The 14,451-nt window shown below is 39.2% G+C and carries 6 protein-coding genes; 4 read left to right on the top strand and 2 right to left on the bottom strand.

Annotation, left to right across the window (positions count from 1 at the left end; all coding sequences use genetic code 11):
* Positions 1 to 106 precede the first annotated feature (106 nt).
* From BQ2683_RS04535 to BQ2683_RS04525, 3 genes are all read left to right on the top strand, one after another.
* On the top strand, positions 107 to 1,825 hold the full coding sequence (locus BQ2683_RS04535) for a recombinase family protein (RefSeq protein WP_069987566.1): 1,719 nt from the start codon (positions 107 to 109) through the stop codon (positions 1,823 to 1,825).
* 7 nt (positions 1,826 to 1,832) lie between these two features.
* Complete coding sequence (locus tag BQ2683_RS04530; RefSeq protein WP_076939116.1) at positions 1,833 to 2,189, top strand: sigma factor-like helix-turn-helix DNA-binding protein; 357 nt, start codon at positions 1,833 to 1,835, stop codon at positions 2,187 to 2,189.
* 183 nt (positions 2,190 to 2,372) lie between these two features.
* On the top strand, positions 2,373 to 3,524 hold the full coding sequence (locus BQ2683_RS04525; RefSeq protein ID WP_069987565.1) for a 1-propanol dehydrogenase PduQ: 1,152 nt from the start codon (positions 2,373 to 2,375) through the stop codon (positions 3,522 to 3,524).
* A 441-nt stretch (positions 3,525 to 3,965) separates the two neighbouring features.
* On the opposite strand, the gene BQ2683_RS04520 is transcribed toward BQ2683_RS04525, so the two are convergent.
* Both BQ2683_RS04520 and BQ2683_RS04515 read right to left on the bottom strand, forming a co-directional pair.
* A complete protein-coding gene (locus BQ2683_RS04520) occupies positions 3,966 to 8,168 on the bottom strand; it encodes an FIVAR domain-containing protein (protein ID WP_069987564.1) in 4,203 nt (1,400 codons plus the stop codon).
* Positions 8,169 to 8,397: 229 nt separating this feature from the next.
* Entirely contained in the window at positions 8,398 to 9,387 is a 990-nt protein-coding gene (locus tag BQ2683_RS04515) for an AraC family transcriptional regulator (protein ID WP_069987563.1), read from the bottom strand.
* Positions 9,388 to 9,681: 294 nt separating this feature from the next.
* Here BQ2683_RS04515 and BQ2683_RS04510 point away from each other — a divergent pair, with 294 nt between their 5' ends.
* Positions 9,682 to 13,935, top strand: coding sequence for a glycosyl hydrolase (locus BQ2683_RS04510; RefSeq protein WP_069987562.1), 4,254 nt, complete (start codon positions 9,682 to 9,684; stop codon positions 13,933 to 13,935).
* Positions 13,936 to 14,451: the final 516 nt, after the last annotated feature.

Here is a 14,451-nt window from a genome sequence, read left to right as displayed (position 1 = left end):
AAATGTTTTGCTTTTTTGGCGTATTCGGTTTATAATAAGGTTGTAAGGAAAAGCCATTGTGTGATAAATCAAAAAGTCACATAACTTAATATGGAGGGACAAATCAATGAAAGGACAGGATAACCGGAAATACGCCATCTATTCGAGAAAATCAAAATTTACCGGCAAGGGTGAAAGCATTGAAAACCAAATTGAGCTTTGCCGTCAACATATCAAGCTCCACCATGAAAATGTAACGGAAGAAGATGTTCTCATTTTTGAGGACGAGGGATTCTCCGGAGGAAATGTCAACCGTCCACAGTTTCAGGCTATGATGAAGCAAATCAGGGCAAATCAGATTCAGGCTGTGGTCTGCTACCGTTTAGACCGTATCAGCCGTAATGTGGGAGACTTCGCCAAGCTCAAAGACGAATTTGACTACTACAATGTGGAGTTCACTTCAATCCGGGACGATTTTGACACCACTTCCCCAAGCGGCAGAGCCATGATGATGATGGTTTCCGTTTTTGCACAGTTGGAACGGGAAACCACCGCAGAACGTATCCGGGACAATATGCACGAGCTCGCCAAGTCTGGACGTTGGTTAGGCGGTACGACGCCAACCGGATATAAAAGTACGCAGATTGTCGGGAGTGTTACGGTAGACGGAAAAGAGAGAAAAGCCTACAAGCTGGAACTCATTAAAGAAGAAGCGGAGATTATCAAGCTGATTTTCTCGAAATTTATTGAAACCAATTCCCTTACCAAGACGGATACTTACTTGTTGCAGAACAATGTCACCACAAAAAACGGGAAGAATTTTACCCGGTTTTCCATTCGTTCCATTCTGCAAAATCCGGTTTACATGATAGCCGACCAGAACGCATGGGAGTATTTTGACAGCTTAGGCGTGGAGATTTACGCCGAACAATCGGAATTTGACGGCAAGCATGGCATTATGGCCTACAATAAAACCATTCAGAAATCCGGCAAATCCAACCAAATGCGGGATATGGACGAATGGATTGTGGCTGTTGGAAAACACAAGGGCTTGGTTGCCGGAGCCGATTGGGTGAAAGTACAGGAACTGCTCAGTCAAAACCGTTCCAAGTCCTACCGCAAGCCCAAAAGCAATGTGGCGTTGCTCTCCGGTCTGCTGTACTGTGGGAACTGTGGCAGTTTCATGCGACCCAAACTCAGTCAGCGGACAAACGCACAGGGAGAGAAGATCTACAGCTATCTCTGTGAAACAAAAGAACGCAGTCGTTGTCAGCTCTGCAACAGCAAGAATCCCAACGGCAACGAGCTTGACAAAATGATATGCGAACAAATTAAGCTGATTTCGGAAGATAGCTCCTATTTCATGACAAACTTAGTGAATGTACAAAAGAAATTGGAAGGCAACCGGGAGGAATACAATCAACAGTTAGATGTTCTCAAAAAGGAATTGCAGGAGAATGAACAGCAGATTGCCAATCTGGTGGATACCCTTGCAAAGACGCCGAACACTCCGGCATTTGATTACATTACCGAACAGATTAACACCCTCCATGAGAAAAACGAGAAAATCAAGAATCGGATTAACGAACTGGAATCCCTCACGAAAAACCATCTCTATTCCAGCGAAGAATTTGACAGGACAAAAGAACTGTTAAAATCTTTCGGACAGTCCTTTGATACTATGAGTGTAGAACAAAAGCGGATGGCATTGCGTGCATTCATTCGCCGGATTGTCTGGGACGGGAAAAACGTCCATGTGGTGCTGTTTGGCGATACGGAATCGGAGATTGACTATACCGATTTGGCAGAGGAAAACCCAGAGCCAAACCGAGGGGATAGCGAATGAAATCCTAATGCATTTTCGGAATTTAAAAAAGACTGCTGGCGATGTTTACATAAGTGATGCGATTGATACTGATAAGGATGGAAACGCACTGTCACTGCTGGATATTATCGCAGATGAAACCGATATGGCTGATATGGTAGATTTAAAACTGCAATCGGAACAGCTTTATCAAAGTGTTCGAAAATTACTTTCTCCTAGGGAACAAAAGGTTATTTGTATGCGATATGGCCTTAATGGAAACCGCCCGATGACACAACGGGAAGTTGCCAGTTTTTTAAAGATTTCACGTTCCTATGTTTCCCGGATAGAAAAAAAAGCTCTGGAACTGCTACGGGACGGGGTAAAAAACGATTTTACAGATTAAATTAACTTAGAAATAAGGGTTGAATCTTTTAAATAAAAATATCCTTTTTTTTATGACAAATTTTTTACATCAAAAAATAGAATTTTCTTTGACAATGTTTTGACATTAGCTTGTATATGGAGTATAATATAGATTAGATTCTTATCTTTTTCGGAATTTTCTAAATAGTAAGGAGAGAAAATTATGAGTTCTTTTGCTGTAAAAACAAAAGTTTTTTCAGGCGTAGATGCGTTTGAATATCTAAAGGGCTATCCAATCCAAAATGTATATATTATTACTGACCCATTTGCAGCTTCTTCTGGCATGATTAAAAACCTGACCGATGTTCTGGATCAGATGGGAGCAAAATATACTGTTTTCAGCGATGTTGTTGCTGATCCACCAATGAATGTTATCATCGATGGTATTGCCCAGGCAATGGAAGTAAAACCAGATTCCATCATGGCGATGGGTGGCGGTTCTGCGATTGATACTGCAAAAGCAATCAGCTATTTTTACATGAAAATCGCTCAGGTTCCAAAACCATTCTGTGTTGCTATTCCTACTACATCTGGTACTGGTTCTGAAGTAACCGCATTTGCAGTTGTTTCTGATAAAGAAAAAAATGTAAAATATCCATTGGTTGATGATATTATGCTGCCAGATGTGGCAATCCTCAACCCTAAATTGACCTTAAGCGTTCCACCGACTGTTACTGCAGATACTGGTATGGACGTTCTAACCCATGCGATTGAAGCTTACGTTTCTACTGGTGCAACTGATTTTTCTGATACATTAGCAGAAAAAGCCGTACAGATTATTTTTAAATATCTGCCAATGGCGTATGATAATGGAAATGATATTCATGCGCGTGAAAAATTACACAATGCTTCCTGTATGGCTGGCATGGCATTTAATAATGCGAATTTGGGAATCAACCATTCCATCGCCCATGCAATCGGCGCTAAATTCCATGTTCCACATGGCCGTGCCAATGCAATTATTTTACCGTATATTATTGCATTTAATGCTGGTATGCGTGTAATTTCCAAAGAAGATTGTTCTTATGCTATGAGAAAATACGCAAAATTAGCCCATTTAATGGGTGTCGGTGCAGGAAGTAATCGCCAAAGTGTAAAGAACTTTATTCAATTAGTAGAAGGATTAATTGATGCTTTGGGTATTCCAGTAAGTTTGAGAGATCAGGATATTAATGAAGATGATTACAAAGGGTTCCGCAATATTATTGCAGAAAATGCAATGGCGGATGCTTGTACTCCTTCTAATCCACGTGTTCCAACCACTCATCAAATCCGTGAACTGTTGGATATGTGCTATTATCATACTGCATTATAATAAACAAAAAATAAAAGACCGTATCGGTTAGGTACGGTCTTTTTTATTAGTATAAACTTTATTTTCCTGTTTCAACTGCATGGTTTATTTAAGAAATAAGATAAAAAATCAATTTTTAAACCATATACATTGATTGTTAGTATCCGTATAGGCGATATAAACTCTTCATATTACATGTAATATGAAAATATTTGACTTGTACTGATATAATTTAACATTTAAATAATAGGAATTGTTTGTTAAGTATTTTTTTAACACTGCCTAAATTATTGTACTTAGATTCATTTTTTAACAATAATATATTTATTTCTTTTATTTTTTCAACTTTTAATTTGTTGAATGTTTAAAAGAAATGCTATTGAATAACATTATATTGGAAATTTTACAAACATAGAAACAAAACTGAAAGCCTTAATAAGGCTTTCAGTTTTATTATTATAACTATTTTTTCTTACGGGTAATCAGGATTGCTGCACCTGCTACTGCCAATACTGCCATACCTACGATTGGGGCATTGTCCCCTGTTTTTGCTGCATTCGCTTTGGTTGTTGTGCTTTCCTGTCCCGTTTGGGTAGCATTGTTGTTGGTAGTTGGTGTTTCAGTTTCTGTTCCTTCTACTGCTACTAAACTATCCATTGCAGCCTGCACAGATTGTACTGCTACGTCTACTTCTTCCTGGGTTGCGTTTTCATTTGCTAATACTGCATTCGCATCTTTTAATGCCGCTTCCAGTACTGCGTAGCTTTCTGCTGTGTATACATTCGCATCTATCTGATTTGCTTTTGCTACTACTTCTTCCAGGATAGATTTATCTGCTTTGTATCTCAGGTTCAACATTGCGTTTAACAGCTTATCCGCTACTTCGTTAATTTCTGCCTGCATTGCGTCTCCGTCTTTGTATACGCTCTGAGCTGCTTCCAATGCTGTGGTAAATTCCGCTTGACCTGCTTCTACATACTTACTCAGGTCGATTTCTTCTGCTGCTGCAATTAAGCTTGCTAATTCTGTTTTATCGCCTGCTACAAATCCCAACTTATGGATTTCGTTTAGCAAGGTTTTCCATGCTGCATCCACTTCTTCTTGAGTTGCCGCACCATTTTCTGCTACTGATTTTGCATTTGTCAATGCTTCATCAAAGGATTTTTGTACACTTTCGATGGCATTATCATATTCACCACTTGCTTTTGCTGCATCTGCGTATTCGATAATAGAATTTAAGATGCCTTTATCTGCTGTTTCCTGTGGTGTCGCAGAAATGACAACCTCTGTATATGGGCTTAATATAACCGAGGTCAATCCCAAAGAAATTGGATCAGTACCATTCATTTGAGGCATGCCACCTTCTGGTGTATACGCCATATTTTCTACCACTGCACGGTTAAACATGGAAGTCGCCAATTTAATAGTAATTTCGTTTTCACCGGCTTTTAGATAGCCGCCTAAATCGACAGTATCGGTGATGTTATCAATGTCTGGGATTGTCATACCATTAATAGAGATTTCTGTTACCTGGTCATGGTTATATGCAAACTTCATGGTTGCGCCATTTTCGCTGGTCCAGTTTTCTGGTAAGTTAAATTTTTTGGTGTAATATCCAATACCAATCACATTTTGCATAGAAGCTACACCTAATTGTTGTAATTGTTCTTTAGTCGCAGGAAGGTCTTTCCAATCACCCAAAGCAACATTATCAAAGTTTACTGTGGTAACAACGGATTTGCTTGGGTCTTTATACAATGGATAGGTTGGTTCTACACCTGGAATCATTTCATCCTGTATATTATCAGTAGACTTGTCTGGACCCCAACTTTGTAGTTCTAGGCTCCATCCTTCGCCGCTTAAATCGATATCTTCAAAATGGTTATTGATGGTTGTAGATTTTGTGGATCCATCTGATAGGGTAGTTTCATAGGTTCCAGTTTCGTTGGAACGCAGGGTGATCTCTCCATCTTTATTATATTGTACCGTACCGCCAGTTTTAGAAACCGCATGAACATCCTGCACTTCAGGGAAGTTTGTTGTATCATTTGTAATCGCAATCCAGGTGGATTCGCCGCCGGATAAGTTGATGTGGGTTGTGATGGTTCCATCCCCATTTACGGTATAATCCGCTATTGGAGTGATTTCTCCTGTCCAAGCATCCAACATATATGGGATACCATCTCCGGTTAAAGTAACATCTGTATCCACTTTTTTGCCGGATTTATATTTTTCATTTTCACCATCATCAATCATACCGGAGTTTTGCTGTACTGGATTATTGTAAAGGAAATAGTAGTTGCTTGCATCTGTAGCATCCACATAATGGGAGGTTTCCAACTGAGATTCAGTATAAGAAGCATAAGAAGAAACGGACATTTCCTCTAATATGCTTAAAATTTCTGCTTCAGTAGAAGCGATTTTTACATTGTTATAGGTTTTTAACTGGTCAAATAATGCGAGCATTGCCTTATCATTATTAGTAGCAGTACCGGTTCCATATACTTGGGTTGGCTGGGAATTATAGAGGATGATTGGTAAACCAGCTTGTGCGTATTCCAGGATGGTTTGCATCGCATCGGTGGAAATGGTAGAAACTTCGTTTAAGACCAGTGCTTTGTATCCTGGACCTTCTGGGTATATAACGCCATCTTTTACAGTTGCGTTGTCCAAATCCAACAGAGCTTCACTCATAATATTGTAAGAGTAGCCGTTGTCCAATAATTCTTGGAAATTGTTTCCGTGTACATTAGAGAAGGTTGTCAGCTTATCATTTAGAATAGCTAAATCTACTTTTGCTTCGCCTGTTTGCAGGATTGCTTGGTTGAGTGCCATATAGTTTGCTAAGGTATCCATATCCTCCCAATAAGGTTGGCGGTAAGAATAAGAACCACAGAAATTGTTACCAAACGCCATCCAGCCTGGCCAGCTTGCATTGTAGCCATTATAGGATTTGGAATAAGGTGTTCCATGAAGAATCAAGTGATTCACCCCACCCAAGAAGTTTTGGGTTACTTCTGTCGCAACGTCTGCCCAATTAATTTGTAGATTACCAAATCCAGTAACAGCTTCCATGGACAAATAGGTTTTGTCAGCCAGATTTACTGCTGCGGATAAGTTCCTTAAACCATCACCTTTGGTTCCATTATCCCCTTCTGGGATATCCAGTGTTGCGGAAGCACCAGCAATATCTAAACCCGGCAAGGAGTATGGCTGCGCGCGATAGGTGTAGTTAAAAGTAGAGGCCCATTCGCTAATTGGAGCGGCATGGACAGTTTCATATAATTCACCCAATAGGTTGTTATAATCCTGTGAGATTTTTTCGCTTAAAGCAGTATCATTAAAACTGCTTGTTCCCAACGCCATAACAATTGGAAATTCATCGGTATATTGGTAATTTTCCTGCTCCAATTCCTCCATTAGATTATAAGACCAAAAAGCACCGGTATGACTGGCTTCAATAGAATCTTCAAAAATACTGGAACCATTTTCTTTTAATAAAGAGACTAGTTCTTCATCATTTAAGATACTTTTATTCCAATAATCAAAGATCGCATCAACACCATCGCGATTAAAATAGTTTGTAACATAAGATCTTGCGTACATTGCATCACTGATTCCACCAAATGGAGCATCAGACATAATTTGTCCTGTACCACGGCGGTAGGTAGTAACAACAACATAATCGCCGGCTTGGATAGCGTCTCCTTCACTGGAAGTATAACCAGAAATATTTGTGGCACTTAAATCAGCTTGGTAATAGTTCTGCCAGTCAGCCATTCGTTTGCGGTTTCCATTTTCATCAATTTTTTTGTTAAAGCTTTGAGAAAAATCCGCGTCAGCTGCTGGTACTTCTCCAAATATACCAACTACATTAGTCTGATAATTCATATTTTCAGCAATACGGCCATCTTTCTGATATGTATTGAAAGTTGCTTCATCTGGTATACCAGCAGCATATCCTTCTCCGGTAGTAGAGGTATTCAAATCAATAATAGAGTTTAAATCATAAATAATGGTTCCATCCTTTTTTACAGAATCTACTTTTACCAAAGAAGAGGATACTAAAGTATCTGTAAAGAGAAATACTCCTGGTTTTAGCGCTTCTACTCTATCCTGTGTTTTTTGTTCCGGTAAAGCTAGTTTGTAAGAATTGGATTGTAAATCATCAGCGGTTACTTTTGTAACTGTACTTGTAATTTCTTGAGAAGCGGCATCATCATTAGGGTCAATATTATTAATGGTTGTTGGCCAATGTGCAGTAATCGTAATATCTACAATAAATCCACCCTCTACTTTTTTAGCGGCTTTTAATACCTTTTTTAAAGTATTATTCCATGCTTCAGTACCCCAGCCTACTACTTTTGCATCTTCACTAGCAATATTGCTAGAGCTTGACAGCATGGTAACTTCTACGCCACCAAAACCGGCTTCTGCCAATTCCATAATCTGTTTTTCCACAGTGTCATATTCATCAATACCAGCACCACCATCTGGGAACCACATTCTAGCCATTGGTTTTTGTGTATAACTTGGGTTCTGAAATGCGGAAATAACAGAACCGGATGCTGTTTGGTCAGTAGCGCCTGCTGGCAAAGCAGTGGTAACACTGGTTACTACCATAGCGGTTGCCAAGACGGCTGCCAATAATTTTGTTCGTTTCATTTTTTCCTCCCTAATAAAACATTATCTTGTGTGAAATGGTTTATGTTGCTATCATTTTATCACCTTATATCCTGTACAACAATGACTTTAGATGATGATAAGGCTTGCGAAACTTGACATCTATTTGCGTGAAGCAAAAAAATACCGATTTATTTTGTGCAATATATACAACGAACAAATAGGAACAATAAAAACAGCAAGGAAATCCAAGTGGATTTCCTTGCTGTTTTTATCGGGAAGCTCTATGCTGGCTTCGATATTCTTTTGGGGAACAATGGTATTTTTGTTTGAAGTTGCGAAAAAAATTGCTCACGTTTTGATATCCTACCATTTCCGCAATGGTTTCTACGCCTAAATCTGATTGGCAAAGATAATTTTCCGCAATCTGAAACCGTATATCGGATAAAATCTCGGAAAAAGTTTTTCCAGTCTGTTTTTTAATCATGCGGGATAGATGGGCCTCAGAATAATGGAATTGCTTCGCCATTGAAGCTAAATTTACGGTAGCGTAATTCAATTGGATATACTGTAAAATTTCCGGTAGCTTTCCCGATTGTATTAACTGATGATTTTGCTCCGCTACCTGGTTTTTGTGTATCCTGGCAATCTGCCCTAATACTAAGATTAAATTTGCTATCACCATCTGTTTATAGAATGGCTTCCAGTCAAAATGTTCTAGGATTAAGGCGTGAATATACTGTTCCATTTCAGGATCAATGGGAAACACCAGGTAATTTTTAATCATTTCATCATGATAGGTAGAATGAAAGAAAAAATGGAAAATCGTATAATCCTTATCAATAATATTTAAAAGCTGTTTTTCTACAAAATCCCGTTGGATCATAATATTGTAGATAACGGCGTTGGAATCGTTGCAATTCAAGACATGGCGGGTATCGGGATTCATCAAAAGCAGCTGTTTTGGATTTAGTAAAATATCTTCTTTTTGGTTTACAATGGTGTGCATTTCTCCTTTATAAACATAGATTAGTTCAAAAAAATCGTGATAATGGGGATATTTAATATGAGGTCCTGGAGTGACAGGATCATGAAGATTTATATCAACTGCCCAGCCATGTTCCATCAAACTGCTTTGTAAAATGCGGAACTCCCCTGTTTTTTCAATCTGCTGCATAATGGAATGCAATGGTTCTGTGTTAGGTAGAACAATGGGGGCAGGAATGTGTTCCCGAATAGTATAGTAATCCAGAGTTGCCATCTTCTTTATCCTTTCATTCAATCAATGATCTTTTTCTTTCATACTACCTGATATAAGGAGAAAAATCAAGGGAATATTTTTCTTTTAAAAGAAAGAACAGTCATAAAAAACCGTTGTAAGGTCATGGGAGACCGTTGTTTTTTATTGGAGTAAGCGTTAAAATAACTTCTGTTATTTATACAAACTGCCTATAAAATATTATGAATCATGCTGTTTTTTGATAAAAAGATAGCATAACGTTTTAATGGATTATTTTATAGGTAAAATTGACGTTCTTAAGGAGGAGAATGAACTATGAAAAAACGTACAAGAGTGCTTTCCGCCCTTTTGGCGGCGGCATTGGCTGGTTCTGTAGTAGGGGCAAACCTTCCGGTTTTCGCTACAGATGACAGTGTAACCGCAACGGTTGTGGATTCGTTTAAAGACCCATCTTCAGAAGCAAAACCAATGGCGCGTTTTTGGTTCCCGGATGCCGGTGCGGGTTTGCCAGATTCGGATTATAAGAACATGGTAGGAGATTTGATCCGCCAACTAGCTGATGGTGGATTTGGTGGTGTGGAAATTACCATGCTGGCTGACTCCAACAGTTATGACAACGACACAGCCGCAGAAATCGGATGGGGTTCCGACGCATGGGCTGAAGTGCTTTCCCAAGCAGTTTATGCTGCCAATCAAATTGAGGGCGGCTTCCGTGTGGATGTTACCATTACAGCACATTGGCCACCAGTTATTAACAGCATTGATCCAAATGATGACCAACAGCAACAGGAACTTACTTATGTGGTACAAAAACTGACCAATGCGGATTTAAGCGATACCACAATCGACCTGGACTTGCCAGAAATGAAAACACAGGATTTTTCTAATACCCAAAATTTAATTGCTACTTTCCTGTTCCAGGATAAAATTGTTTCTTCTGCAATTGCGAAAGTTGCCTCTGTAGATGAAAACGGCAATCCAGTAATTGATTATGATTCCCTTACAGAATTAAACACATCTGTAAAACCAGACGCAGGTTATGCGGTTGGTATTCCAGAACAAGGGGTATCCGCTTTAAAACAGGATAAATCCGGCGCTATGGTTGCGGTAACTCCTGGTGAAAATGGATATATGCTTTTAGACGAACAAACGGTTATTTGGAAAACTGGAGAAAATAAAGGTAAAATCATCGAAGGTGCTATTGTGGAAATAGAAAATGCCGGTATGCCATGGGCTTCTACAAAAGTAACATTAAATGGGGAAGATATCACATCTCAGGCAACAATATTTGATAAAGGGACTTTAGTACAATACGATGAAGCTACGGATACTTACTCTAACGAAGGGCTAGTAGCTGTAGTTAATAACGATACTTTTGGTGACCGGGAAAGGATGGCGGATTGGCAGGATATTTATCAGGTAAATGAAAGCGATCTCAGTGCAGAAGCAGTAGAAGCAATCCAAAATTCTTCTGATGACACCATCCAGGCTGGCGATTATGTTTTGGTTAATACATACCGCAGAGGTACCGGTCAGATTATGTCCGGGGGACAAACCATTACTATGCCAAACAGGACGTATGCTGTTGATTATTTCAACGAAGAGGGAATTCAGGAAGTCATTGATTACTGGAATGAAAACATGCTGCCACATGTTTCCCCAGACTGTGGCGGAAAAAGTTTGGCGGAACTGATGAAAATCAACGGTGGTAGTATTTTTGAGGACTCCATTGAAATCCATCGTACAGGTAGCATTTGGACTGCAAACATGTTGGAAGACTTTGAAGCCAGCCAAGGCTATGATGTTGGAAAATACGCTGGTGTTATCGCCGGAGTTTCCACTAATAAAGCAGATGAAGCGGAACGTGTTACCGAAGACTACAACTTGGTATTAGGAGAACTGTATTCCTCCGACCATGCTGATAAGATTATGGAATGGACAAAATCCTTTGGCTATACATACCGTGCTCAAGCTTACACACTATCTGGATTGGATGTTGCTGGTGCGGCAAATGCAATTGATATTCCAGAAGGGGATAACTCTACAGCTGGAGATGGTATCCGTAATTTGGCGTCCGCTGCAAATGTAGGTGACAAAGAATTCCTTTCGATGGAAGCCCTGACCTCCGCTAGTGACCATCCAGTGTGGTATGAAGCACTTCGTGAGATTAATATGAATTTATCCGATGGAATAAACCGCATTATCCTACATGGCATCCCATTTACAAAATCCTATACCGATGTAAACAACGAGTGGCCAGGCTGGACCTTTATGTCATACGGTTGTTGGGCTCCTCGCCAACCATTCTGGGAGGACATGGATCTTATGAGCAACTACTTTGCGAGAATCCAATCTGTTACCCAAGAGGGGACAGTAAAAATTCCAGTTGCTATTATGAATGATAAAACAAAATCATTCCAATGCTTGAACGGTACCATGTTCCCAACCTTGCTGAATAATGGCTATACTTACAATATCTTAAGTGAAGCTGTATTGGAAGATGAAGGGGCAATTGCTGAAAACGGAGTGCTTTGCCCAGATACAGCAGGATATCAGGTACTGGTGTTAAAAGAAGTAAATAGCATGTCCTGTGAAACACTGGAAAAAATCATTGGCTTCGCCAATGCCGGTGTGAAAATTGTTTCTTATAACAGCAATCCGACTAGCGTATATGGCACAGAAAAAGCGGATAATTCTGATGCTAAACTGCAAGAACTATATGCTAAACTGCAAACAAACGCAAACTTTAAAGCAGTAACTACAGAAGAAGAATTATTAGCATACCTGGATTCCTGTGATATCGAAACAGGAGCTAGCTATGACCAAGAAGGGCTGGAAGTTACCCATGTAAAAGATAGTGCCGATGATACAAACTATTATTTCTTCTTTAATGAACACAATATTGGGGAAGACCCTTCTGGTGGCATGGGAATTGGTTCGGACTTCAGCAAAGCTGATTATCAGCCAATCGAAACCACCGTTACTCTGGAAGGAGAAGGCACTCCTTATATGTTAGACCCGATTTCCGGTGAGATTACCCCAATCTCTGATTACTCTGTAACAGAAGATAGAAAAATTGAAATGACCCTTTCTCTCGAAGCACTTAACACAACTATTTTAGCAGTAACCAGTAATACGGAAGATTTTCCAGATCCATCTACTGCTCCAGCGGAAAAAACCTACACAGATAGCATTGATTTAAGCAACGAAAAATGGAATTTAGATATCCAAAGCTGGGGGCCAGACGCATCTGTAAATGATTATGACCCATCACAATCTACAAAAACAGAAATTACTGCTGGTGAGATCAACCTTGACTTATGGAAAAACTTGACCATCAACGAAGAAGAACTCGCGAAAGCTGGCGTTGAAAGCTCAGGGCAACTCTCCGGTATTGGTACTTATTCCATTGATGTAACCATGCCAGATGATTGGGATACTGACAATATGGGCGCAGAATTTACTTTTGAACACAAAGGTCTTGTACAATCCGGTGGCGGTTTCCCAGGCGGTCCTGGTAGCGGTTCCGGTGAAACCAAAGAAATTATGGAAACTAACCAGGATATGATTACAGCTGTAACAGTCACCAATGAAAATGGTACCTTTACTATACGGGATATCAACCCATTAAATGAATTTGTTGATTTAGGCAAGGTATTAACAGCTGGTAAAAACACAATCTCTGTTAAGTTGACCACAACGTTGGAAAATCGTGAAGATGGAAAAGCAACTGCTAACTACGGTTTGACGAAAGCTGGATTGAATTTATATGAACAAAAATCTACAGTGGATAAAGGTATCCTAAATTCTGTTATCGAATATGCAGATGCAGCAAAAGCAAGCGGTGAATATGATAATGCCATCGGAAGTGTACAAAAATCCTTTGATGAAGCGTTGACAAATGCAAAAGCAGTAGCAGAAAATGATGCAGCAACCCAGGAAGAAGTGGATGCAGCATGGAAAACCTTGCTAAACGAAATCCATAAGTTGGGATTTGTAGCAGGCGATAAAACAGAGTTAGCAAGCTTGATCGCAGCAGCAGAAGGAATCGATCTGAGCAAATATGTAGAAGCAGGTCAAGCAGAGTTCACCGCAGCATTGGAAGCAGCCAAAGGCGTATTTGAAGATGGCGACGCAATGCAGGCGGAAATTAATGAAGTAGCAGATAAGCTGTTAAACGCAATGTTGAACCTGAGATACAAAGCAGATAAATCTATCCTGGAAGAAGTAGTAGCAAAAGCAAATCAGATAGATGCGAACGCATACACAGCAGAAAGCTACGCAGTACTGGAAGCGACATTAAAAGATGCGGATGCAGTATTAGCAAATGAAAACGCAACCCAGGAAGAAGTAGACGTAGCAGTAGAAAATGTACAGAGTGCAATGGACGGTTTAGTAGCAGTAGAAGGAACAGAAACATCATCTGATAATAATGCTACTCAGACTGGACAGGAAAGCACAACAACAAAAGCAAACGCAGCGAAAACAGGGGACTTTACCCCAATCGCAGGTATGGCAGTATTGGCAGTAGCAGGTGCAGCGGTACTGATTACCCGTAAGAAAAAATAATATTGTAAAACTTCTTTTTCTCTTTTCTTTTATAAAAAATCCAGAGGTATATTGCCTCTGGATTTTTTAACATATTCCTATGATTAAAACATCTTTTTTAGGAAAAAACAGATTGTTATGTGATGCTATGGTAAAATTCCGTATATATTGAATTTAGATTCTCTAAATTTCAATCGCATATGCTATCCTTAATTTCCTATTTTAATATAATGAGCCTTTTAAATTTTATCAGAGTCAAGTAAAAAATTATTAGTTTCCGGGAAGAAGAACATATCATTACCGTAATTATCAATGAATAGCAAAAACTGTAAAAAATTGATATCTATCCTTGAAAGTAATTCGCATTTGTACATTTTTTAATGGATAAAATTTCTCCGCCAAAAAATTTGTATCACAATCAAAAGGTAATAGAAATACCAAAATAGGTACTAGAAGTACATTGTTAGAAGAAAAATGCAATGCTATAATAAACAAAATTATACTTTATACACAAAAGTATTTCGTTTAAGGAGGAAA

This window comes from Massilioclostridium coli, from assembly GCF_900095865.1.
Taxonomy (GTDB): Bacteria; Bacillota; Clostridia; order Oscillospirales; family Ruminococcaceae; genus Massilioclostridium; species Massilioclostridium facile.
The sequence above is the reverse complement of the archived record's forward strand: the minus strand, read 5'-3'. Positions and strand labels throughout refer to the sequence as shown.